Origin of the sequence: Chryseobacterium nepalense, assembly GCF_023195755.1 — a bacterium.
Classification (GTDB): Bacteria; Bacteroidota; Bacteroidia; order Flavobacteriales; family Weeksellaceae; genus Chryseobacterium; species Chryseobacterium nepalense.
In genome coordinates this window covers 3141874-3166206 of sequence record NZ_CP096203.1, presented here as the reverse complement: position 1 = coordinate 3166206, position 24333 = coordinate 3141874, and the positions used below count along the sequence as shown (strand labels likewise).

Annotated in this window: 15 protein-coding genes, 2 tRNA genes and 3 rRNA genes; 5 read left to right on the top strand and 15 right to left on the bottom strand. The window is 39.9% G+C overall.

The features are described from left to right. Nucleotides 1–238 precede the first annotated feature (238 nt). The gene (locus M0D58_RS14200; RefSeq protein ID WP_169229187.1) at nt 239–751 is read left to right on the top strand and encodes a YceI family protein; all 513 of its coding nucleotides are present in this window, start codon (nt 239–241) and stop codon (nt 749–751) included. 212 nt (nt 752–963) lie between these two features. Next, nucleotides 964–1791, top strand: coding sequence for a 4,5-DOPA-extradiol-dioxygenase (ygiD, locus tag M0D58_RS14195; RefSeq protein ID WP_248390759.1), 828 nt, complete (start codon nt 964–966; stop codon nt 1789–1791). A 62-nt stretch (nt 1792–1853) separates the two neighbouring features. On the opposite strand, the gene M0D58_RS14190 is transcribed toward ygiD, so the two are convergent. The 5 genes from M0D58_RS14190 to hutH all read right to left on the bottom strand — a co-directional run bounded on the left by M0D58_RS14190 (nt 1854) and on the right by hutH (nt 6533). Continuing rightward, nucleotides 1854–2126 carry a hypothetical protein gene (locus M0D58_RS14190; RefSeq protein ID WP_248390756.1) on the bottom strand — a complete coding sequence of 91 codons (273 nt, stop codon included), beginning with the start codon at nt 2124–2126 and terminating at the stop codon, nt 1854–1856. A gap of 314 nt (nt 2127–2440) precedes the next feature. Next, entirely contained in the window at nt 2441–3937 is a 1497-nt protein-coding gene (locus M0D58_RS14185) for a S8 family peptidase (protein WP_248390753.1), read from the bottom strand. Nucleotides 3938–4050: 113 nt separating this feature from the next. Further along, nucleotides 4051–4497, bottom strand: a complete 447-nt coding sequence (locus tag M0D58_RS14180) for a GNAT family N-acetyltransferase (RefSeq protein ID WP_248390751.1) — start codon at nt 4495–4497, stop codon at nt 4051–4053. 58 nt (nt 4498–4555) lie between these two features. Then, entirely contained in the window at nt 4556–5041 is a 486-nt protein-coding gene (locus M0D58_RS14175) for a DUF2059 domain-containing protein (protein ID WP_248390748.1), read from the bottom strand. A gap of 4 nt (nt 5042–5045) precedes the next feature. Beyond that, complete coding sequence (hutH, locus tag M0D58_RS14170) at nt 5046–6533, bottom strand: histidine ammonia-lyase (RefSeq protein WP_248390732.1); 1488 nt, start codon at nt 6531–6533, stop codon at nt 5046–5048. 128 nt (nt 6534–6661) lie between these two features. Here hutH and M0D58_RS14165 point away from each other — a divergent pair, with 128 nt between their 5' ends. Both M0D58_RS14165 and uvrC read left to right on the top strand, forming a co-directional pair. Beyond that, nucleotides 6662–7423 carry a hypothetical protein gene (locus M0D58_RS14165; protein WP_248390729.1) on the top strand — a complete coding sequence of 254 codons (762 nt, stop codon included), beginning with the start codon at nt 6662–6664 and terminating at the stop codon, nt 7421–7423. A 394-nt stretch (nt 7424–7817) separates the two neighbouring features. After that, nucleotides 7818–9611: an excinuclease ABC subunit UvrC gene (gene uvrC, locus M0D58_RS14160; RefSeq protein WP_248390726.1), complete on the top strand. Its 1794-nt coding sequence runs from the start codon at nt 7818–7820 to the stop codon at nt 9609–9611. Between the two features lie 38 nt (nt 9612–9649). Here the strand turns inward: uvrC and M0D58_RS14155 are convergent, their stop codons facing one another. From M0D58_RS14155 to M0D58_RS14145, 3 genes are read right to left on the bottom strand one after another with little or no spacing between them, the layout of a single operon-like run. Continuing rightward, nucleotides 9650–10408 (bottom strand): hypothetical protein, encoded by a 759-nt coding sequence (locus tag M0D58_RS14155; protein WP_248390724.1) that lies wholly within the window; start codon nt 10406–10408, stop codon nt 9650–9652. A 10-nt stretch (nt 10409–10418) separates the two neighbouring features. Next, entirely contained in the window at nt 10419–11498 is a 1080-nt protein-coding gene (locus M0D58_RS14150) for a putative type IX sorting system protein PorV2 (protein WP_248394984.1), read from the bottom strand. Between the two features lie 15 nt (nt 11499–11513). Next, nucleotides 11514–12392, bottom strand: a complete 879-nt coding sequence (locus M0D58_RS14145; RefSeq protein ID WP_248390722.1) for a DMT family transporter — start codon at nt 12390–12392, stop codon at nt 11514–11516. A gap of 481 nt (nt 12393–12873) precedes the next feature. Here M0D58_RS14145 and M0D58_RS14140 point away from each other — a divergent pair, with 481 nt between their 5' ends. Next, complete coding sequence (locus M0D58_RS14140) at nt 12874–14502, top strand: acyl-CoA carboxylase subunit beta (RefSeq protein WP_248390719.1); 1629 nt, start codon at nt 12874–12876, stop codon at nt 14500–14502. Between the two features lie 346 nt (nt 14503–14848). Here M0D58_RS14140 and M0D58_RS14135 read toward each other — a convergent pair whose 3' ends face one another. From M0D58_RS14135 to M0D58_RS14105, 7 genes are all read right to left on the bottom strand, one after another. Beyond that, nucleotides 14849–16288 (bottom strand): sigma 54-interacting transcriptional regulator, encoded by a 1440-nt coding sequence (locus M0D58_RS14135; RefSeq protein WP_248390716.1) that lies wholly within the window; start codon nt 16286–16288, stop codon nt 14849–14851. Nucleotides 16289–16336: 48 nt separating this feature from the next. Next, nucleotides 16337–17458, bottom strand: coding sequence for a vWA domain-containing protein (locus M0D58_RS14130; RefSeq protein ID WP_248390702.1), 1122 nt, complete (start codon nt 17456–17458; stop codon nt 16337–16339). Between the two features lie 487 nt (nt 17459–17945). Next, nucleotides 17946–18053, bottom strand: a 5S ribosomal RNA gene (rrf, locus tag M0D58_RS14125). A 196-nt stretch (nt 18054–18249) separates the two neighbouring features. Then, nucleotides 18250–21008 (bottom strand): 23S ribosomal RNA (locus M0D58_RS14120). Between the two features lie 158 nt (nt 21009–21166). Then, nucleotides 21167–21240, bottom strand: a tRNA-Ala gene (locus M0D58_RS14115). A gap of 80 nt (nt 21241–21320) precedes the next feature. Further along, nucleotides 21321–21394, bottom strand: a tRNA-Ile gene (locus M0D58_RS14110). Between the two features lie 300 nt (nt 21395–21694). Further along, nucleotides 21695–23211: ribosomal RNA gene (locus M0D58_RS14105) — 16S ribosomal RNA — on the bottom strand. The 16S, 23S and 5S rRNA genes sit together here with 2 tRNA genes alongside, the layout of an rRNA operon. Nucleotides 23212–24333 lie beyond the last annotated feature (1122 nt).

Genomic DNA, 24333 nt, shown 5'->3' with positions numbered 1-24333 from the left:
AATAAGAAATAAATACGAGCCGTTAAGAAAATGTTAAAATAAAACACTAGGATTGGAATTGTGGTATTTATGGCTAAATATTGCGTACCTTTTTGTTAATTAAATTTAAAAATAATATGAACATAATTCAATTTCATATTTAAATCAAACAAAAATCATTTCTTATCCTACGTCAATGAAATGAACCTGTATTCTGATATAAATTTGCATCATTAATAACAATCAAAATTACAAAACAATGGCAACAAAATGGACATTAGACCCGGCACATAGTGAACTTACTTTTAAAGTAAAACACATGATGATCTCTAACATCAAAGGAAACTTTACCGATTTTACAGCAGAGATCGATGCTGATGACGATAGTTTCTCCAACGCTAAAACAACAGCTACCATTCAGACGGCTTCTATCTCTACGCATAATACAGACAGAGATAATCACCTGAGATCCGCAGAGTTCTTTAACGCAGAAGCAAATCCTACCATCACTTTTGAATCTTCAGCCCTAAACAACGAAGTAACAGGAAATCTTACCATCAACGGAATTACAAAGCCTGTAACATTAGACGTTGATTTTAACGGAATCAATGTAGATCCTTGGGGAAATACAAAAGCTGGTTTTTCTTTTGAAGGGAAAATTAACAGAAAGGATTTCGGACTGAACTGGAATGCAGCTCTTGAAGCAGGAGGTGTAATGGTAAGTGAAGAAGTGAAAATCGCCGGGGAATTACAGTTTGTAAAACAGGCATAATTCATTCAACAGAATTTGAGGAGTCCCGAAGGGACGATCTATAACAGAATCGGATGTTAATCCGGTTTATTAAAAAAACAAAAATACAGGAGTCCCGAAGGGACGGCTTATTTCAGAACAGGATGCCAATCCTGTTCCATAAAAAAATACAATTAAACATAAAAGGTTCAGGGATTAAAGCCTTGAACCTTTTTAATGAAATATGAGATAAAATGAACCTCAACGATCTGCAAAACATAAGTGATCTTTTCAGCAATACCGCAAAAATGCCGGTCTTGTTTCTGGGGCACGGCTCTCCAATGAATGCCATTGAAGAAAACCAGTTTGTACAGGGATTCCGCAAGGCCGCTTCTGAGATTCCGAAACCAAATGCCATTTTATGTATTTCGGCACACTGGTTCACGGCAGGAACTAAAGTGACCGCCATGCCGATGCCGAGAACCATTCATGATTTCGGTGGTTTTCCACAGGCGCTTTTTGATGTACAATATCCTGCTCCGGGATCTCCGGAACTGGCTAAAGAGACCGCTAAATTATTGGAGCCCGTTTTTGTAGAAGAAGACCACAGCTGGGGGCTGGATCATGGTGCATGGTCTGTTATTAAGCACATGTATCCCGAAGCGGATATTCCGGTAATCCAGATGAGCATTGATTATTCAAAACCTCCGCAATATCATTTTGATTTAGCCCAAAAACTGAACAAACTTCGCGAAAAAGGAATTCTGATTATCGGGAGCGGAAATATCATTCACAATTTAAGGCTTATTGACTGGAGAAATATCAATACTGTGGGAGCTGGATGGGACTGGGCCATTGAAGCACACGAAAAAACCAACAACTGGCTATTGGACGGAAATTTTAAAAATATTATTGAATATCAAAACCAGGGAATTTCCCTGCAGTATGCCGTTCCGACTCCTGATCATTATCTTCCCCTAATTTATACACTGGGATTGAAAACTTCTTCAGATGAGCTGTCTTTGTTCAATGATGAACTGATCGGCGGTTCGCTTAGTATGACGAGTGTAAGGATTGGCTGATATTTAAACAATAAAAAATCGAGGAATAAAATTCCCCGACCTTAGAATATGCATAAAGCTTTTTAGATTCTTGTAATACCAACAACGTGTGGCTGACCATTAATCGGCTGATAGATTTCCACGATTGCCTGCCAAACAACATCTGCTGGTGGCATTGAAGCGTCGCATTTGAAACGGTAATTGGTGCCATTTACCACTTGTGTTGATACTTCGTAAGGTGAATATTTTACTCCCACAAATCCTTTCATTGCTTCGTCAAATACTTTTTGATCTTCCGGAGTAAGAGGGTGAAATGCTGTCCAGCCTCCTACTAATGTTTCTTGTTGTTCTGTCATGATTAATATTTTTGTTTTCCTACTCTTATGGCCTTTCGGATACGCCCCGTTTGAATGGTTTCTGGCTCCATAGTTTTAGTTTTTAAATTCTCCAAATACATCAATAATGGTAAAATTATCAATTGTAAAAGTCGAAATGTTTTGTTGTGATCACATGACAAAGCTACTTCAGAAAACAGATAAATGATAGAGTAGATATACTCAATTTTAGATTACGTAAAAGTACCTAGTTATCAATTATAAAAATTAAAAAAGACAGCAATTATTATCGCTGTCTCTATATTAATTATTAATTATTAATTATCAATCATTAATTACTGTACTGCCTGCAGAACATTGATATTACCATATCCATAATCAGAGTTCGGATTAGGATAATAGGTGGCCGACTGCCGCATTTTGTTCAGCACCTGATCTCTTGTCCAGGAAGGATTTTTAGACCATACCAAGGCGGCAATTCCTGCAGTGGAAGCAGTCGCTACGGAAGATCCGCCCACGTAGTCGGTTTGTCCGTTATAGTAACTCAGCACCGGAATACTGTTTCCCGAAGCTCTTTCCATCTGGTAAGTAAAATCAATCTCGGCACCGGAGTGACACACATCACATTTCTGATTAGATGTATTTTCTTTCACTCCCGTTACCGCTTGTGTTTCAGACATCCACGCCGGAAAGATAACGCCTACGAAATTGGTAAAACTGGTAGAAGTTCCACCCGCACAGAAGATTAATTTCCCTTTTGAATAGGCATATTTCACCCCGTCTTCTATTTTACCGACCGAGAAAATATGTCCCATCGACATCGATATAATTTTTACACTGTTATTATTTCCCAGTTCTGTAAATGTGATTTTCACTCCGTTCTGTTCATGATATCCATCCAGAACAACATTGGATGCAGCTCTATACGTTACCAGATTGGCATTATAGGCAACTCCCACCGGCTGTCCCATATTATTTCGCGGTGCTGCCATTGCAGAAGCCATGCTTGTTCCGTGTCCGCATTGATCTGCCGAACCGTCATAGCCACTGCTCCACGGCCATATGGAATCTACATAGACTCCGTTTTTACTGATGCTTCTGCCCGAAGACAATCCGTTGTTAAAACTTGAACCTAGCAATGACTGTTCAGAAGAAACGCCGCTGTCAATCACACCAATGGTAACTCCTGCTCCGGTACTGTAACTCCAGGCATTGATAATATTATGTTTTGAAAAAGACCAGGGAGCCTTTGCATTAGGGGTTACGGTTGTATAATCTGATGTGCTCAAGGCAGTTGATTCAAATCCGCATCCTGATGACGAGCTGCTGGACTTGGCAGTGCCGTTCAGTTTTCTTTCATTTTCAAAATAGCGGTAATCCGCTGGCTCTACATACCGGATATCCTTCATTTTTCGCAGAGCAATAACCGTTTCCTGTTTTTCTACAACAACATCCATCTGATTAAGGTAAGGATCCGATGATAATACCATCCTGTCGCTTTTTCCTTCATATTTTTCAATTACTTGTAAAATAGCTGTTTCAATAGATTTACTGTCTGGAGTCTGGCTTCTGTCGAAAGAAGATCCGAAGCCTATCGAAGCAATTTTATTTCCCTGAAAAATAGCACTCCATATAAAATGATCGGATGATTCTTTCCAGGAAAATCTGCCCTTAGTTCTGATGGTCTCGTTAATCTTTTCATTGATCTGTTTTGCAGAAAGCGGATCTTTCTGGGTGATTTCCATATCTGCCGTTGTATTTTGCAGATCATCTCTATTACATGCTGTAAAAACGAAAAACAGCATAAGTACTAAAAATACATGTTTCTTCATATAAATAATATTTGATTGGTAAACCAAGATATCACTTTACATTGAATTACAGAACCTTAAAGATGAAATTTTATCCTATTTTTATTATGCTGAAAATAATATTCACTGAAAATTTACAGGATTTTTTCGTAACAGACACTCTTCTCAACACCAATGTACTGACCATAATTGGGAATTCTTATATAGCCGCTTTTTTCATAAACCGAGAGCGCCTCGTTCTGTTCCAGTGAGGTTTCCAGAACCGCTTTTTTATAGTTTAATTCTTTTGCCCACTTTTCAAGCTCTTTCACAATAGCTGTTGCCAAACCTCTTTTTCTGAAATCCGGATGGGTGTACATTCTTTTAATTTCAACCGTATCATCCGCAAACTTTTTAAATGCGCCACACGCCGCAGGAGTTTCATCAACGTAAACTACGATACAGTTTTTAATCACATCAATATTATTAAACTGATTATAAAACGCCTGATCTTCACCATTCCGAACTGCCAGGTCAGCATCTAAAAGCTGTACCAAATCCCGAAAATCTCTGCCGGAAGAATCTGTTCTCTGAATTTTCATAACTAAATTTTTATTGGATTAAAAACCAAAAGCTCCGGACGAAGGAGCTTTAGGAATATCATTTTTTAGGCATCATTGGAGGTGGCGGACCATCCGATACGGGCGGCGGCGGAGAAGTCAAATATCCCTTCTTCGTGAGATCGTTATTAATTATTTCAGTTACTTTCATTGCCCAATTACTCGTTGCCGTCTGAATTTCTTGTATCATATCCTGTGAATGACGAATCATTTTTCTTCCCAGATCTGATTTGTAGAAAACAAGCAACTCATTAATCTCAGGTTCTGTAAATCTGCTTGAATACATTTCAATCACATTGTTTATAAGTTCTTCAACACTGATTTTCTGTTCAAGGCCAGCCCATTCAGATTCAGGGACATTATTATATTTCTTCTTATAATTTGCAATCACTTCTTTCGGAATTCCTCTGGAAATGGTAAAAGCTCCGCTCAGAGAAATTAATTCTTTGATTTTCTCGTGCTTTGCTTGGGCATATGAAAATGTAAAGCAAAACAGCGTGAAGAGAAAAATTATTTTTTTTATCATACTATTAATTTACCACGAATTTCCTTTCATTAATCAATTCTGCGATCGCCAGCATATCTTCACCAATCAATCGGTCGTCTTCAAGTTTAGTAACTTTTGATCGCAAGATTGCGAAGTTTTCTTCAATGATTTTAGAGCATTTTGCCGGTCTCCTGAATTCTAAGCCCTGTGCTGCAAACATCAGTTCGACAGCTAAAATATTTACAAGATTTCCCAGAACCTGATTAAACTTCCTTCCTGAAATGCTTCCCATGGAAACGTGATCTTCCTGCCCAAGACTTGTAGGGATGGAATCCGCAGAAGCCGGGAAACATAATGTTTTATTCTCTGTTACCAACGCTGCTGAGGTATACTGAGGGATCATAAATCCGGAGTTTAGCCCTGAACTTTCCGTTAATAATCTTGGTAAACCGTATTTTCCTTCCAGCAATAAATAACTTCTTCTGTCAGAAATATTTCCCAGTTCGGCCGCCGCCAAAGTAGCGTAATCCAGTGGTAAAGCCATGAGCTGACCGTGGAAATTACCGCCTGAGATAGACTCTTCAGCACTTAGAACAATCGGATTATCTGTCACGGAATTCAATTCTGTTTCTGCCATCATTTTAAGATGTTCAAATGCATTTCTGCTTGCCCCGTGAACCTGTGGAACGCATCGCATGGAATACGGATCCTGAACACGCTCACAGTCTTCATGAGCCTGCAGGTTTTCCGAGCCTTTCAGAAACTTCAGCATTCTTGCGGCCACTTTTTTACTGCCTTCAAAAGGTCTGATCTCATGAAGTTCTTTTTTGAAGGGACTTGCAGAACCTCTGTACGCTTCAAGGCTCATAGCTGCCGTCATATCAGCAAGATCCAGTAAATATTCAAACTTTTCCAGTCCTTTGATCGCGTGGGCTAAGATAAACTGTGTTCCGTTAATCAGTCCCAGTCCTTCTTTCGGCCCTAATGACAATGGAAGAAGATCGTTTTTCTCTAAAATTTCTGCCGTAGGAAACATCTCGTTTCCAACCCATACTTTTCCTAGGCCCAAAAGCGGCAATACCAAATGCGCCAGCGGAGCAAGATCACCGGAAGCGCCTACAGATCCCTGCTCCGGAACAACTGGGATGATATCTTTTTCCAGCATGAGAACCATTCTTTCGATGACTTCCAGAGAAACTCCCGAAAATCCTTTTGACAACGCATGAACTTTGGCAATCATCATGATTTTTGAAAGTTCTTTATCAATAGGCTTCCCCACACCTACTGCATGGGAAATGATCAGATTGTATTGTAAAAGCGCCGTTTCATCGGCTGAAATTTTCGTATCGCAAAGAGGTCCGAAACCTGTGTTGATCCCATAAACACAACGGTCTGACTCTACAATTTTCTGAACATTTTTCTGCGATTTTAAAATTTGCTCTCTGGCTGCTTTATTAAGTTTAGCTTTATTGGGAGTTTTACAGATCTCCAGAACATCATGGAAACTGAAAACATCTACACCGTATATCATTCTCTAAATTTTGTCCTAAAATTACACATTTAGCGATAATTGGGAAAGCTTATTTTATATGATGAAAATTTTCTGAGGATGTGCAGATTAATTTCCTATTTTTGCTGCTGAATAAAATTAATATCCTTATGAAACTTAAAACATTACTGCTCGCACTGGTTCTGGCCAGCATTCCATCTTTCGCGCAAAAAGTGAAATACTCCAAAGAAGAAATTAAAAAGATGGAACAATACCTTTTCAATGAAGGGTTCAATATGCCGTCGCCAAAGAAAACCTCAACTGTTATTTTAAAAGACGGAAGCGTTCACAAAGGTTTCTGCAGCAAAACAGACTCCAAAAAAGGACAGATCTTTGAAGTATCCTTAAAAGACAGCATTACGAAAAAAACCGAGACTTTTGATGCTGATCATATTGCTGAAATGTATATCTACCCAAGTAATGCTGAGAAAATTGCAAAAGTGGCCAAATACATGGGGAATATCAGAAATTACAGTACCCGAAAACTTACCAAGACTACCAATAGCGACAGAATATATTTTGTAAACCAAACGGTTTCCCTAAAAAACAAAAAAGACGATAAAGAATTCCTGATGCAGGTGATCAATCCGGGATTTGATGATATTATTTCTGTTTATCATGATCCGAGAGCAAAAGAAACGGGAGGCGTTTCATTCGGGTACGGACCTCAGCTGGGAGGCGGTGTTATTAAGTCTTATTATGTTAAAAAAGGTGATAAAGTGATGTGGCTTCATAAGGATGATTTTGAGGACAATTATGATTTTCTTTTCGGGGATAATGCAGAATTCATGAAAAAATATCCTAAAAATTCTGTGGAATGGGATTACTTCAGCTTTTTGGTGAATGAGTATACGTCAATGAGCAACGGATAATCTTATATCTATATTAAATTATGCTGCCTTTATCAGAGGCAGCATTTTTTATGCATTCTAAAAGCCACGCAGGTTTCTTATAAAACCTAAGCACCTTTCACCTGAAACCTAAGCACCTTTTATCAAAAACCTGAGCAGGTTTTGACAGAAACATCAGCACGTTTCCAGACCATGATAATCAATACTGAAAATCAACACATTATACCACCTGTATTTTAAGTATAACCAATTAACATGGCTTTATAAATAATAACATTTAACCTGATCTTATTACGCCGCTGTTTAAACAAAATTAGCACAACCCTATTACAATTTAATAGATATAGGAAATGAATCTGAAACCCAGGTAGCTATTCGGCTTTTTTTATGCCTTTAAATTCCTTAAATTTGTTATATGAATCCTTCCTTAGAATTACAGCTCAAAACTTTACCATCTGAACCCGGCGTTTATCGTTATTATGATAAAAACGATCAGCTGCTGTACGTGGGTAAGGCCAAAAATCTGAAGAAAAGAGTACTATCCTATTTCAATAAAACCCTTTCCGGCTACCGTACAAGAATAATGGTCGGGAAGATAAACCGCCTGGAAACTACTATTGTTAATAGTGAATACGATGCACTTTTATTAGAAAATAATCTCATCAAAGAACATCAGCCGTTTTATAACGTCATGCTGAAGGATGACAAAACCTATCCCTGGATTTGTATCAAAAATGAAGATTTTCCGAGAATATTTTTAACGAGAACCAAAATCAAAGACGGATCTGAATATTACGGACCTTATGCGAAAGTGCGTCCGGCAAAAATTTTACTGGATACCATCAAACATATTTACAAGCTGAGAACCTGTAATCTTAATCTGGCTCCTGCAAAGATTGAGGAAGGTAAATACAAAGTCTGCCTGGAATATCATATTAAAAACTGCGAAGGACCCTGTGAAGGCCTGGAAAGCAAACAAGATTATGATGAAAAGATCGACGCTATCCGTGGTATCATCAAAGGAGATTTCCGCAAAGCAAAAGAGTATCTGGTAAACCAGATGATGAAATATGCCACGAACCTTCAGTTTGAAAGCGCACAAATCGTAAAGGAAAGACTGGATGCTCTTGAAGATTACCAGGCTAAAAATACAGTCGTAAATCCGAGCATCGATGATGTGGATGTTTTTGGTATGACCAGCGATGAAACGGCCGCTTATGTGAACTTTTTTAAGATCAGAAACGGAAATATTATTCAGAGTTTCACGACCGAAATTAAGAAAATTCTTGAGGAAACCGATGAAGAAATTATGGAGCAGGCTTTAGTTGAAATCCGTCAGAAATTTGATTCTGATTCTAAGGAAGTGCTGCTGCCTTTTCATCTGGCTATTGAAATTCCGAACGTAAAACTGATCGTCCCGAAAGTAGGCGATAAAAAACGTATTGTAGAACTTTCTGAAAAAAACGCAAAAGAATATCGTCTTGAAAAACTGAAGCAGGTACAGATTGTAGATCCGGAAAGACACACCAACCGTATCATGGCAGAGATGCAGAAACTATTGAGAATGCCTGTAGAGCCCCGCCACATCGAAGGTTTTGATAATTCCAATATTCAGGGAACCAATCCTGTTTCCGCCTGTGTTGTTTTCAAAGACGGAAAACCCAGCAAAGCAGACTATAGAATTTTTCATCCTAAAACTGTAGAAGGTCCGAACGATTTTGCAACGATGGAAGAGGTCATTTACCGGCGTTATAAAAGAATGCTGGATGAAGGAGAAGACTTACCACAGCTGATCCTAATCGACGGAGGTAAAGGCCAGCTCTCTTCTGCAGTGAAAAGCTTACGACTGTTGGGGTTATATGGTAAAATTACCATCATCGGCATCGCCAAAAGACTGGAAGAGCTTTTCTTTCCGGAAGATTCCATTCCGTTATATCTTGATAAAAAATCTGAGACCCTTAAAATTTTACAGAGAGTAAGGGACGAAGCGCACCGTTTTGGCGTAAAGCACCACAGAACCAGAAGAAAGAATTCAACGATAAAATCTGAACTGGAAGAAATTCCCGGCGTGGGCGGAAAAACAATTGAACTGCTCTTGTCGCGGTTAAAATCTGTGAAAAGAATTAAAGAATCAAACCTGGAAACTCTGGAAGAGATTCTTGGGAAAAGTAAGGCTAAAATTGTGTATGATTTTTTTAATAATGAATAAAAAAGGTTGGAAAATTTTCCAACCTTTTATCATTTGAATTATTTCTTTACAAAGATTTCCTTGCCATACTCGCCATTGGCTTTAGGCATTTCAATAACAATATTTCCGTTTTCATAATATCCTAAAGTCGCCTCTCCGTTCTGCAATTTCACTCTGAAAACATCTGCCTTTGTTGTTGTCTTAAAAGTTGCATACGGCGAAGAGCTGTTAGAGTTTACCAGAATAAACTGATTGTTATCAAGCTGTACCTTCATGACATCAACTTTGCCGTTACTGAATTTTACGGCATTATTATCAGATGAAGCCGAGCCTGAAATCTCTGTTTCTCTTGTCTCTGTAACGGAAGATGTTGTGTTAGTAGTTGTAGTGGCAGGTGCTGCCTGAGCTGACGGTCCAGAAGGGGAAACTGACACAAAAATTTGTTCAAGTGCGTCCTGAAAGCCTTCTTTAAATTCTTTAATGGTGGAGCTGCCTTTGGCTGAGGATATTACTTTGTCATTACAATCCTTAAACTGCAGCAATACTCTATTCCTAAAAAGGCTACTGTCATTTACCACATCTGCCATCAATACACTGCATGGATTAGCTTGTGCTTCACCAGGCCATTGCAACTTGTCATATGGTATAACAGTGTAATTTTTACTTTTTAAAGTTTTCTTTAACATATCGACTAAACCGAAATCTTCCTTAAAAGTCCTGAACTGTTGCGGAACCGATATGTATTTGTAATCGGAAACATTCTGTCCGAAAGCAAACATCGAATATGCCGTAAATATAACCAGTGAAATTTTTTTCATTTTAAATAAATTAATCATTTCTGAATTGTCCCATATCCAGTTTCAGGGAAAAGAAGTTGGAATAAAAATTGGATCCTCCGATTCCGGAATTGGTAATGGCATAATCTAACGTAAGGCCTCTGTATCTGATCCCGATTCCCGCACTCGGCTGGAAGGAAACTTTTCTTCTGAGATCTTCAATATCTGTGATCGACTGAAATCTGTTGACCCCAAGTCTCACAAAAATCATTTTCTGATACCCAAGTTCTGCTCCTGCATAAGGAGTGATACTTGCAATGTCTGAGGAAATAAGAGCGGCTGTTTTAGCAAAATCGATATTTAAGCCGGCTTCCGGTAAAATATATACACTGCTGTTAATCTCGAAGATTTTACTTGCTCCCACATTGAGTTTCGGCATGGTAAGTTCCATTTTATCTTTTGGTGCCGGGTTGAATTCTTCCCCATTAACCACCGTGGAAAGTTCTTTCTGATTAACGCTCCAGAAGTTGACGGTAGTTGTTGCATCTCTCAGCATACCTCCCAGCTTCCACCCATTATCCATTTTATAGATAGCCCCCACATCAAATCCAAATCCGTAGCCGTTGGCAAATTTGCCCACATTTCGGTATACGATTTTAGCATTAACACCTACATCCAATTTGGTATTCCCTCCAGGATTGAATGCATAGGAAAGTATGGCTGCATAATCTGACTGTGAAAATTTTGTAATTTTATCGTAATCAATATTTCCTTCAGTGTCGATAAGCTGTGTAGTATTGAGGATGTTATCTACACCCAGTCTCACTACAGAAACTCCGAAAACACCTGTTTCCAGAACTTTAGCATACGCGAGATAATCATATTTGGCAATAGATTCAAAATATTCTGCGTGCATTGCTGCGCCCTGCCAGTCTCTTTCTATTGCCATAAGTCCTGCAGGATTCCACATCGGAGAATATACATCATCCTGATTGGAAACTACGGCTCCTCCCATGGCCAGACCTCTGGCTCCAGCTCCGATATTCAGGAACTCATTGGAATATTTTCTGATGATCTGCGATTGCGAGATGCCATACATCAGGGATAATACAAGTAAAAGATATTTTTTCATCATATAATTTGATGCTTAATTTAAAGTTTTTTGTTTCTTAGCTTTTATCAATCCGTTGGCAATGATTGCCAGTATCATAACTCCTGAAGCCACATAAAAAATAGGACTCATATGTTCTGATTCTCCAAAGATAAAAAAAGCTAGTATAATTCCGTAAACCGGTTCTAAATTAACTGTTAAAATTAATGTAAAAGGCGAAATATATTTCATCAGGTTCACCGATTCCAGCATCGGAAAGGCAGTGAAAACACTTGCTAACAAGCATATTAACGCAATATCACGGTAACTTATTTCATTCATGTGAAAAATTTGTCCTGTAAACAGATAAATAATCATTAAAATAGACCATCCGCAGAATATTTCGTAAAAAATAATGTTTCCTGAGCTTGTCTTTCCAAACATTTTACCGTTGAACACTGAAAAAACAGTTCCGAAAATGGCACATAATACTCCGTAAAAAATACCTTCCTTGAATCTGAATTCCGTTTTAAATATCAAAAGAATACAGGCGACAATCACAACACCCATGATGACTTCCGAGATATCAATCTTACGTTTAAAAATAATAGGTTCCATAATGGAAGCAAATAAGGTTGATAATGAAAGACAGCTTAAAGCAATGGAAACATTGGAAATTTTAATAGAATAAAAAAAACAGTACCAGTGCAAAGCCATGGAAAAACCTATTGCCGCAAGCTGGAAAAAGATCTTTTTTGAAACTTTAATGCTTTCTTTTTTAAAAATTCTGATGTAAAGATATAAGAAGACAGCAGCAAACAACATTCTGTAGAATACAAGAATCTCCGCATTGGCATGAATCAATTTTCCCAGAATTGCTGTAAATCCCCATAAAAACACAATCAAATGCAATCTGAAAAGAGCCAGTTTATGCATATTCTACTTCTTTTTTATTTTTTGCAAATTTACAAATCGGATTTACATTGCTGTAACATATTTACAACTAAATTATATTGTTTCTAAAGTTTTTTATTTCTATAAATGAATGTTTTGAACTTTCATATAATTAGTTTTTTAAAATTAAAAAAGTATAAAGTCTCTTTTGCAGAAAATTACAGAAATAACTAATGGTAAAATGAGAATTGATAGGACCAAACAAAAAACCCTGAAAATTTATTCAACTTTCAGGGCCTTCAAATAATAAACTATTAAAAAAATAAACTAGGAACTAGAGAAAAGTGTAAGATTTCACTCTCACTTTCTCTATTGTAAAGTTAGCAAATTACGCACCAGAAAAAATATTTTTTTTGTTAAAAATTTCATAAATTTCTGAAAACCAATTTATTAAACAAATGTTTACATCAATTTTTATTCCATTCAAAAAATAGTATCTTTAAAACGAAAAAATTGTGATTTTATGGACATTGAATTCAATAAAAGAGAAGATCAAAACAGATTAAAGTTATCAGAAATAAATCGTCTGCTCGCTGAAATCAAAAAAGGAGGCGGAGAAAAAAGGCTTCAGAAACTTCGTGATGAAGGTAAAATGACAGCAAGAGAACGAATTGAATATCTTCTTGATAAAGATTCTGATTCCATAGAAATCGGTGCTTTTGCCGGGTATGAAATGTATGAAGAGCACGGTGGCTGTCCAAGCGGCGGTGTTGTGGTGGTTATGGGGTATGTATCCGGAAGACAATGTATTATTGTTGCCAATGATGCTTCTGTAAAAGCAGGTGCCTGGTTCCCGATTACAGGTAAAAAAAACCTGAGAGCACAGGAAATCGCCATGGAAAACAGACTCCCTATTATTTACCTTGTAGATTCAGCGGGTGTATATCTTCCGATGCAGGACGAAATTTTTCCTGATAAGGAAATGTTCGGGAGAATTTTCAGAAATAATGCGAAAATGAGTGCTGCAGGGATTATCCAGATTTCTGCGGTGATGGGAAGTTGTGTTGCGGGTGGAGCTTATCTTCCGATTATGAGTGATGAAGCGATGATTGTTGATAAAACAGGTTCTATTTTCCTTGCAGGAAGTTATTTGGTAAAGGCAGCCATTGGTGAAAGTATTGACAATGAAACATTGGGAGGCGCAACAACACACTGCTCGATCTCCGGAGTTACCGACTATAAAGCAAAAGATGATAAAGATGCCCTGAACAGGATCAAAAATATCATGAAGTCTCTTGGAAGTACTGACAAAGCAGGTTTTGACAGGATTGAAAGTGCCCAACCGAAAGAAAAACCGGAAAATATTTTCGGAATCATGCCGGTTTCAAGGGCAGAACAATATGATACGTATGAAATTATTAAATGTTTAGTGGATAATTCTGAATATGAAGAGTATAAACCTGACTATGGTAAAAGCATTATCTGTGCTACCGCCAGAATAGATGGATGGTCGGTGGGAATTGTTGCCAACCAGAGAAAACTTGTAAAAAGCGGAAAGGGCGAAATGCAGTTTGGTGGTGTGATTTATTCTGATTCTGCAGATAAAGCAACAAGGTTTATTGCCAACTGTAATCAAAGAAAGATTCCGTTGGTATTTTTACAGGATGTAACAGGTTTTATGGTTGGTTCAAAGTCCGAACATGGGGGAATCATCAAAGACGGCGCTAAAATGGTGAATGCCGTTTCCAATTCTGTAGTACCTAAATTTACCATTATTATAGGAAATTCTTATGGTGCCGGAAATTACGCCATGTGCGGAAAAGCGTATGATCCAAGGCTTATTGTAGCCTGGCCATGGGCAGATCTTGCAGTTATGGGTGGAGCTCAGGCGGCGAAAGTGCTGGCCCAGATTCAGGAATCTACTTTGAAAAAGCAGGGGAAAGAAATTACAGAGGAAGAACATAATGAAATTCTAAACAGCATTTCAAAAAAATATCAGAAACAAACAGAAGCCACTTATGCAGCAGCCAGACTCTGGACGGATGCTATCATTAATCCGGCAGACACAAGAAAATGGATTTCCATGGGAATTGAAGCAGCCAATCATTCTCCCATTACTGAGAAGTTTAATTTGGGAGTGATACAGGTTTAATTGATGATTGATGATTGATGATCGATAATAAAAAAATATGCGGAAAAATTTCCGCATATTTTTTTTATGGATGTCTTAATTACTATTTGTGTCCTCGGCCTAGCCCCGATTGAAGCGATTGTTTGAGCTCATTTTCTGGTTTCGGGGTGCGGCGGCTTTGCCGCAGCACCCCGAAACCAGAAAATAGCGAGTGCGGAAAGCGGGAAAAAGCTCCCCAAAAAAAACCGACACTGCTTTCCATGTAATCGAATTGCTCCTTAAAAATTAATAAATACAATTCGACGGAATTAAAAAGCTTCTAAACAATAAATCTACAAGGTCGACATCATTGAATGAATTCTTTTTATCAGGAAAAGAACACTCCGCTTCGGAATCTTTCTTTATTCAGTTTTTTGTTCGCAGACAATCCCCAAAGAATAAATTCTTTCATGAATAGAAGATCTTCTTTACGGGTATCCGGCTGATATTTTTCAATAATCTTGTCGAGTGCACTGATGCGGCTAAGTGTTTTGGCATAAATTTCATCCGATGATTCATCAGTAATTTCTATAAAACCGTCATCCTCCAGGAACCATTCTGTGATCTGCTGAAAAGGTCCCGCTATATCTTTCTTTTCCAGTTTCTCAACTTTTGGAAAATACATAGTGAACAAGGTTTTAATGGCATTGTCAATAAGCATCTGTGCTACTGCTTCCGCACCTTCCTGCTCGCCTTCGTAAACAAGTTCCACCTTTCCGGTAATAGCTGGAATAACCCCCATGAAATCACTTAGTCTTACAGAAGTTTTTTCATCTCCCGTTAGAAGAGACCTTCTTTCTGCCGTACTCAATAGATTTTCAAACGCTGTAATACTCATACGCGCACTTACGCCACTTTTGTAATCGACAAACTCACTGTCGCGGGCTTCAAATCCAATCTGCTCCAAAAGATCTTTTGCCAGTTCCGGAACATATATTCCGCTATTCTGTCGGCTGTCTAAGCTGGATTCATATTTTGTAATTTCTTTCGCAACATGTATATTTTCTGGATAGTGGGTAAGGATTTGTGATCCTATTCTGTCTTTTAAAGGCGTAACAATGCTTCCTCTGTTGGTATAATCTTCCGGATTGGCTGTGAAAACAAATTGTATATCCAGTGGCATCCTTACTTTAAATCCACGGATCTGAACATCCCCTTCCTGCAAAATATTAAATAAGGAAACCTGAATTCTTGCCTGAAGATCTGGTAATTCGTTAATTACAAAAATACTTCTGTTGGCCCGGGGAATCATTCCAAAGTGTATAACCCTGTCGTCTGCATAAGAGAGTTTGAGATTGGCTGCCTTGATGGGATCTACGTCACCAATGAGATCAGCAACCGTTACATCTGGTGTTGCCAGTTTTTCAAAAAATCTTTCGTCCCGGTGAAGCCATTCGATAGGCGTATGATCGCCATCTTTTTCAATAAGTTCTTTGGCGTATCTTGAAATTGGGTTGAAAGGATCGTCATTAATTTCACTTCCGCTTACATAGGGAATCCATTCATCAAGCAACGTTGTCATCATTCTTGCCAGCCTCGTTTTTGCTTGCCCGCGCAAACCTAATAAGTTGATATTGTGACGACTGAGAATAGCGTGTTCCAATTGTGGAATGACAGTGGTTTCGTAACCGAAAATTCCTTCAAATACATTCTCTTTATTTCGAATCTTAATGATTAGATTATCCCTTAATTCGTCTTTTATGCTTTTAATTGTATATCCTGATTCTTTTAATGAACCTAATGTGGTTATATTTGGCTTTACAGTCATTGTATTCAATATTAATTGTAGTATTGCTTTTTTGAAACAATATATTATTTAACGTATTCTTTTTTTACGGTTTGCTTCATAATCTTCAAAGATCATTTGTCCAAGACCGTTAAGTCCGGTATAAAAGGCTTTGCCTTGGTTGGCCTCAGTGAATTCCCGCACAAATTGCTGTAGATAAGAGTCTTGCGCGATCATAAAAGTAGTAATGGGAATATGAAGCCGGCGCGCCTGAGCAGCCATATTATAACATTTCTGAACAACATATTCATCCAGGCCGTAAGAATTCATATAATAAGTACCATCTGGCTCCCGCACACAGCTGGGTTTGCCGTCGGTAATCATAAAAATCTGTTTATTGGTATTTCGTTTACGTCTTAGAATGTCCATAGCGAGCTGAAGTCCTGCTACGGTATTGGTATGATAGGGACCGACCTGCAGATAAGGCAGTTCCTGAATTTTAACCGGCCACGCGTCGTCTCCGAAAACAATAATATCCAATGTATCCTTCGGATATCTTGTAGTAATTAATTCGGCAAGCGCCATCGCAACTTTTTTTGCAGGAGTGATACGATCTTCACCATATAAAATCATACTGTGGCTTATATCAATCATCAGAACCGTACTCATTTGAGATTGGTGAATACTATCTTCAACAATCAGGTCATTTTCTGTAATTTGAAACTCCCCAATTCCATTATTGATCTGGGCATTCCTGATACTTTCAGTAATAGAAATCTGTTCTACAGAATCCCCAAAATTATAGTTTCGAAACTCCCCTGTAGCATCTTCTCCCGTTCCACTTTTACTGGTTTTATGATTTCCGTTACCACTTTTTTGTAGATTTCCAAAAATCTGATTGAGTGCCTGTTTGCGAATGTTCTGTTCCATTTTTGCACTTAGACGAATTCCGCTTCCATTTCCATTAGGATCCACTTGTTCGCGGATATATCCTTTTTTCTTCAAATCTTCTATAAAATCATCTATCGTGTAATCCGGAGTTGTTAACTCATACTCTTCGTCCAGCATACGCAGCCAGTCGATGGCTTCATCAAAATCTCCCGAAGTATGGGTTAGCAGATCCGTGAAAATCTCAAGCAATCTATCAAATACCGACATTTCCGGCGGCTGGTAATTGCCAAATCTAAAACCTCTTACAATATGCTCTTTCATATTATAAAGTTACAACATAAATTACCGACCCGTAAAAGATTTAATCTATTTTAATTTTTATGTTTAAAAATAATTGTCTTTTTCAGGAGCTATCTCTCGCTATCCGCTCTTACTCCTCGCGCCAGAGCTTTCCGGGCTTAAAGCCCTTCCTTTCATTCCTGCTGTGGGGTAGCCGCTGCTATCGAGGCTAGGGCAGTTGCCTATCTTTATATGAGTAATAAAAGCATGGATAAAATTCATGATTGGTATTTTAAGTACGGCTTAAACTTGATACCTGAATCTTAACTTAAACCTTAACAAGTCCTAAACTTTAAACTCTGAACTTTAAATTCTGAACGCTAAACATTAAACACTGAACATCCAAATCTCACTTCTCACATTTTACTTCTCACTTCTTACTTCTCACTTCTTACTGTCCACTTCTCACTTTCTCCTAGGCTATAAAAACAAAAAAACCTCACACATTGCTGTATGAGGTTTGTAAAAAAACTGGCGGCGACCTACTCTCCCGCTTTCGCAGTACCATCGGCGCTGGTGGGCTTAACTTCTGTGTTCGGAATGGGAACAGGTGAGCCCCACCGCTAAAACCACCCTAAAGGTTGTATATAGGTGTAAGGTTTTTTTCTTTAATGTTCAAAGTTTTTAACCTTGAATCTTAAACATTGAACCTTGAACCGTTTTTATCGGTAAATTTCATCACAAAGGCAAAACCAGTATTGCACTTATAAATACTTAAGCTAAGTTATGATAAGCATGATTGCTCATTACCTATTACTCATTACTTATGAATAGGCTATAAATCTACGGGTAATTAGTACTACTCGGCTATGCTGTTACCAACTTTACACCTGTAGCCTATCAACGTGGTCATCTCCCACGACCCTTAAAAGATGTCTCATCTTGAGGCGAGTTTCACACTTATATGCTTTCAGTGTTTATCTCTTCCAAACATAGCTACTCAGCGGTGCACCTGGCGGTACAACTGATACACCAGAGGTTTGTTCAATTCGGTCCTCTCGTACTAGAATCAAGCCCTCTCAAACATCTAACGCCCGCAATAGATAGAGACCGAACTGTCTCACGACGTTCTGAACCCAGCTCGCGTGCCACTTTAATGGGCGAACAGCCCAACCCTTGGGACCTTCTCCAGCCCCAGGATGTGACGAGCCGACATCGAGGTGCCGAACCTCCCCGTCGATGTGAGCTCTTGGGGAGACTAGCCTGTTATCCCCGGAGTACCTTTTATCCTATGAGCGATGGCCCTTCCATACGGAACCACCGGATCACTATGTCCTGCTTTCGCACCTGATCGACTTGTTGGTCTCACAGTCAAGCACCCTTATGCCATTACACTCTACGCACGGTTACCAAGCGTGCTGAGGGTACCTTTGAAAGCCTCCGTTACTCTTTTGGAGGCGACCACCCCAGTCAAACTACCCACCACGCAATGTCCTTCTTTAAAGAAGTTAGGCTCCAAGTAAGTAAAGGGTGGTATTTCAACGTTGGCTCCACAAACACTAGCGTGCCTGCTTCAAAGCCTCCCACCTATCCTACACATTACTTACTCAAAGTCAATACGAAGTTATAGTAAAGGTTCACAGGGTCTTTTCGTCCCATTGCGGGTAATCGGCATCTTCACCGATACTACAATTTCACCGAGCTCGTGGCTGAGACAGTGCCCAGATCGTTACACCATTCGTGCAGGTCGGAACTTACCCGACAAGGAATTTCGCTACCTTAGGACCGTTATAGTTACGGCCGCCGTTTACTGGGGCTTCAGTCAAACGCTTCGCTTACGCTAACGCCCTTCCTTAACCTTCCAGCACCGGGCAGGTGTCAGACCCTATACAGCATCTTTCGATTTAGCAGAGTCCTGTGTTTTTGATAAACAGTCGCCTGGGCCTCTTCACTGCGGCCACCATTGCTGATGGCGTCTCTTCTTCCGAAGTTACGAGACTATTTTGCCTAGTTCCTTAGCCACGACTCACTCGAGCACCTTAGGATTCTCTCCTCGACCACCTGTGTCGGTTTTGGTACGGGTTGCTTCACTTCGGCTTTTCTTGGATCCGATTACACTACAGCAGCTTCGCCCGAAGGCTAGGCCTTGACACTTCCGTCCGTCTTTAGTAGCTACATCGAACCGTCCCCTTTTTAGTGTGAGCAAGTATGGGAATATTAACCCATTGTCCATCCACTACCCCTTTCGGGTTCGCGTTAGGTCCCGACTAACCCTCAGCTGATTAGCATGGCTGAGGAAACCTTAGTCTTTCGGTGAGGGGGTTTCTCGCCCCCTTTATCGTTACTTATGCCTACATTTTCTTTTCTGTCCGCTCCACAATACCTCACGATACTGCTTCGGCGCAAACAGAATGCTCTCCTACCAGATATAATAAATTATAAATCCATAGCTTCGGTAATATGTTTATGCCCGATTATTATCCATGCCGGACCGCTCGACTAGTGAGCTGTTACGCACTCTTTAAATGAATGGCTGCTTCCAAGCCAACATCCTAGCTGTCAATGCAGTCCAACCGCGTTGCTTCAACTTAACATATATTTGGGGACCTTAGCTGTTGGTCTGGGTTCTTTCCCTCTCGGACATGGACCTTAGCACCCATGCCCTCACTGCCGTAGAACATTTATTAGCATTCGGAGTTTGTCAGGAATTGGTAGGCGATGAAACCCCCGCATCCAATCAGTAGCTCTACCTCTAATAAACTTATATACGACGCTGCACCTAAATGCATTTCGGAGAGTACGAGCTATCTCCCAGTTTGATTGGCCTTTCACCCCTACCCACAGGTCATCCGAAGACTTTTCAACGTCAACCGGTTCGGTCCTCCACTTTGTGTTACCAAAGCTTCAACCTGCCCATGGGTAGATCACAAGGTTTCGCGTCTAATCCTACTAACTATGCGCCCTATTCAGACTCGCTTTCGCTCCGGCTCCGGACCTTAAGTCCTTAACCTCGCTAGTAAAATTAACTCGTAGGCTCATTATGCAAAAGGCACGCCGTCACAGAATTAATCTGCTCCGACCGCTTGTAGGCGTACGGTTTCAGGTTCTATTTCACCCTTCTATTCGAAGTGCTTTTCACCTTTCCTTCACAGTACTTGTTCACTATCGGTCTTTCAGGAGTATTTAGCCTTGGAGGATGGTCCCCCCATATTCAGACAGGATTTCACGTGTCCCGCCCTACTCATTTATCATCTTAATATACCTTTCGAATACCGGGCTATCACCGTCTATGGCCGCACTTTCCAGTACGTTCTTCTAAATATATAAAGACTTTTGGGCTAATCCGCTTTCGCTCGCCACTACTTACGGAATCTCTTCGATTTCTTTTCCTCCGGGTACTTAGATGTTTCAGTTCTCCGGGTTTGCTCTCTAATAAATTAGAGTAATACATCTTCAATGTATTGGGTTGCCCCATTCGGACATCTCGGGATCAATTCGTGTGTGCCAATCCCCCGAGCTTTTCGCAGCTTACCACGTCCTTCTTCGCCTCTGAAAGCCTAGGCATCCGCCATACGCCCTTAACGATTTCTTTCCTATTTTTAGGTTACTCAAGCACTTATAAGTGCTCGGTTTTCTCTTTGTGATGTCTTTACCGTTAATGTCAATGATCTTAATGTCTTCTTTTCCGACTGATGAACAGATGTTGTTTTTGGCTCCATCCGTAACTTTTAAATCAATCTTCCAAAACTGTGGAGAATAAGGGAGTCGAACCCTTGACCTCCTGCGTGCAAGGCAGGCGCTCTAGCCAGCTGAGCTAATTCCCCCTCTAGGTGTTCCGGGTTTTATGTTTTTTGTTCCGAGTTTTAACTCTAAAACTAAACTCTAAACCTTAAACTTTAATTAGTAGTCTCGGGCAGGCTCGAACTGCCGACCTCTACATTATCAGTGTAGCGCTCTAACCAGCTGAGCTACGAGACTCTGTTATGAGTAATAAGTGATCAGTAATAAGTAATATTTTCATACTGCATTACCTTCATTCATTTCTCAATCTCTTTCCCGTTACTAATTTCTAGTGGGTTTTATTTTTAATATATTTATAAGTAATAAGTAATCGGTAATGAGTAATTTTTATCTTCCTTGATTTTACACTTGGATCTTTTTACTTTTAACTTTTTACCTTCCTTATAAATCAACCAATAAAAAAACTAAAGCTTTACTTTGAAGTAAGTACATGTACCTTACGGTACTAATTTTGTTTATCGTCTTTAAGACGCTCTAAAATGAGATGTTCCAGCCGCACCTTCCGGTACGGCTACCTTGTTACGACTTAGCCCTAGTTACCTGTTTTACCCTAGGCAGCTCCTTTTACGGTCACCGACTTCAGGTACCCCAGACTTCCATGGCTTGACGGGCGGTGTGTACAAGGCCCGGGAACGTATTCACCGCGCCATGGCTGATGCGCGATTACTAGCGATTCCAGCTTCATAGAGTCGAGTTGCAGACTCCAATCCGAACTGAGACCGGCTTTCGAGATTTGCATCACATCGCTGTGTAGCTGCCCTCTGTACCGGCCATTGTATTACGTGTGTGGCCCAAGGCGTAAGGGCCGTGATGATTTGACGTCATCCCCACCTTCCTCTCTACTTGCGTAGGCAGTCTTACTAGAGTCCTCAACTTAATGGTAGCAACTAGTAACAGGGGTTGCGCTCGTTGCAGGACTTAACCTAACACCTCACGGCACGAGCTGACGACAACCATGCAGCACCTTGAAAATTGCCCGAAGGAAGGTCTATTTCTAAACCGATCAATTCCCATTTAAGCCTTGGTAAGGTTCCTCGCGTATCATCGAATTAAACCACATAATCCACCGCTTGTGCGGGCCCCCGTCAATTCCTTTGAGTTTCAAACTTGCGTTCGTACTCCCCAGGTGGCTAACTTATCACTTTCGCTTAGTCTCTGAATCCGAAAACCCAAAAACGAGTTAGCATCGTTTACAGCGTGGACTACCAGGGTATCTAATCCTGTTCGCTCCCCACGCTTTCGTCCATCAGCGTCAGTTAAGACATAGTGACCTGCCTTCGCAATTGGTGTTCTAAGTAATATCTATGCATTTCACCGCTACACTACTTATTCCAGCCACTTCTACCTTACTCAAGACCTGCAGTATCAATGGCAGTTTCACAGTTAAGCTGTGAGATTTCACCACTGACTTACAGATCCGCCTACGGACCCTTTAAACCCAATAAATCCGGATAACGCTTGCACCCTCCGTATTACCGCGGCTGCTGGCACGGAGTTAGCCGGTGCTTATTCGTACAGTACCTTCAGCTATTTACACGTAAATAGGTTTATCCCTGTACAAAAGAAGTTTACAACCCATAGGGCCGTCGTCCTTCACGCGGGATGGCTGGATCAGGCGCTAACCCATTGTCCAATATTCCTCACTGCTGCCTCCCGTAGGAGTCTGGTCCGTGTCTCAGTACCAGTGTGGGGGATCACCCTCTCAGGCCCCCTAAAGATCATCGACTTGGTGAGCCGTTACCTCACCAACTATCTAATCTTGCGCGTGCCCATCTTTATCCACCTCAGTTTTCAATATAAAGTGATGCCACTCTATATATTATGGGGTATTAATCTTCCTTTCGAAAGGCTATCCCCCTGATAAAGGCAGGTTGCACACGTGTTCCGCACCCGTACGCCGCTCTCAAGTCTCCGAAGATACTCTACCGCTCAGCTTGCATGTGTTAGGCCTCCCGCTAGCGTTCATCCTGAGCCAGGATCAAACTCTCCATTGTATGTTTGTCTTGACTCACTCAAAGTTTTTTAACGCTTTAGTTTTTCCTTACTTGGTTGTTATATTGTATGTCAATGATCTTCATTTCTTTCACTTCCTACAAAACTACTTCTTTTGTCAGTTTTCGTTTCGTATTTGCGAGTGCAAAAGTAAAAAATATTTCTGAATTGACCAAATGTTTTTGAAGAAAATTTTAAAGTTTTTTTAGTAACCTTAAGCCCTCTTAAACAATCCCTCAACTCAACTCCTGCTCCCCGTTTTACCGGACTGCAAAGATACAAATCTTTTTTATTCCTACAAGATTTTTTTAATTAAATTTTGTAAAACTTTTTTTCGTATCCCCTTTTCAGAGCTTCTATTTTTTAAACCCCGAAAGGCATCTCCTGCGCTACCTACTTCCTTCCGTTTTCAGTGGGGCAAAGATAACAACACTTTACCCTATATTCCAAATCTATTTAACATAAAATTTAAGTTTACGCAATTTTTGTCCTTAACTCTCTGGTTGTATGCATGAATAATTTTAAGTCTATAGGGGAGAAAGTAAGAAGGAAGAAGTAAGAAGTAAGAAGGAAGATGGGAGATGGGAGATGGGAGGCTGCGAAGGAGAGAGTGGGTGGATCTATATATATGTATATGGGTGTTGGGTGTCCGTGAAAGGAGCAGGGGGTTGGTCAAAGAGAAGATAAGCTAACTTATAAACTGGAAAAAGTAAAAAGTGAAAAGTGAGAGGTTAGAAGTGAGAAGTAAGAGGTGGGGAGTGATGGATGAAGGATAGGCAGGGTATAAGGGGATGTTCTCTAAGTTACCTACCGCAGTTTTAAATTATGAAGGTTGGAAATTTGAAAGGATGAACGTAATCATAAATCCTAAACCAAAACTTTGAATATTCCATTTCTAAACTTTCTCCTCTAACTTCTCACTTCCACCCACCCTAGCCCGGATCGAGCGGCCTGTCTGAGCTCTTTCCTGTTGTATTGGTAGCGGCGGCTAAGCCGCCGCTACCAATACAACAGGAAAAGCGAGTAGCGAGAGCCGGATTAAGCTCCTGGAAATAAGTGGAAGGGTTAGAGCGTGTGTTTGTGTGAAATTATGTGAGAGTATGTAAGCTCTGTGGAAACGAGTG

Coding starts and splice junctions, on each gene's coding strand:
- M0D58_RS14130 (WP_248390702.1), bottom strand. CDS start 17,458: ATGAAAGAGCATATTGTAAGAGGTTTTAGATTTGGCAATTACCAGCCG.
- M0D58_RS14175 (WP_248390748.1), bottom strand. CDS start 5,041: ATGATAAAAAAAATAATTTTTCTCTTCACGCTGTTTTGCTTTACATTT.
- hutH (WP_248390732.1), bottom strand. CDS start 6,533: ATGATATACGGTGTAGATGTTTTCAGTTTCCATGATGTTCTGGAGATC.
- M0D58_RS14140 (WP_248390719.1), top strand. CDS start 12,874: ATGGACATTGAATTCAATAAAAGAGAAGATCAAAACAGATTAAAGTTA.
- M0D58_RS14180 (WP_248390751.1), bottom strand. CDS start 4,497: ATGAAAATTCAGAGAACAGATTCTTCCGGCAGAGATTTTCGGGATTTG.
- M0D58_RS14150 (WP_248394984.1), bottom strand. CDS start 11,498: ATGAAAAAATATCTTTTACTTGTATTATCCCTGATGTATGGCATCTCG.
- M0D58_RS14165 (WP_248390729.1), top strand. CDS start 6,662: ATGAAACTTAAAACATTACTGCTCGCACTGGTTCTGGCCAGCATTCCA.
- M0D58_RS14200 (WP_169229187.1), top strand. CDS start 239: ATGGCAACAAAATGGACATTAGACCCGGCACATAGTGAACTTACTTTT.
- M0D58_RS14135 (WP_248390716.1), bottom strand. CDS start 16,288: ATGACTGTAAAGCCAAATATAACCACATTAGGTTCATTAAAAGAATCA.
- M0D58_RS14185 (WP_248390753.1), bottom strand. CDS start 3,937: ATGAAGAAACATGTATTTTTAGTACTTATGCTGTTTTTCGTTTTTACA.
- M0D58_RS14190 (WP_248390756.1), bottom strand. CDS start 2,126: ATGACAGAACAACAAGAAACATTAGTAGGAGGCTGGACAGCATTTCAC.
- M0D58_RS14145 (WP_248390722.1), bottom strand. CDS start 12,392: ATGCATAAACTGGCTCTTTTCAGATTGCATTTGATTGTGTTTTTATGG.
- ygiD (WP_248390759.1), top strand. CDS start 964: ATGAACCTCAACGATCTGCAAAACATAAGTGATCTTTTCAGCAATACC.
- M0D58_RS14155 (WP_248390724.1), bottom strand. CDS start 10,408: ATGAAAAAAATTTCACTGGTTATATTTACGGCATATTCGATGTTTGCT.
- uvrC (WP_248390726.1), top strand. CDS start 7,818: ATGAATCCTTCCTTAGAATTACAGCTCAAAACTTTACCATCTGAACCC.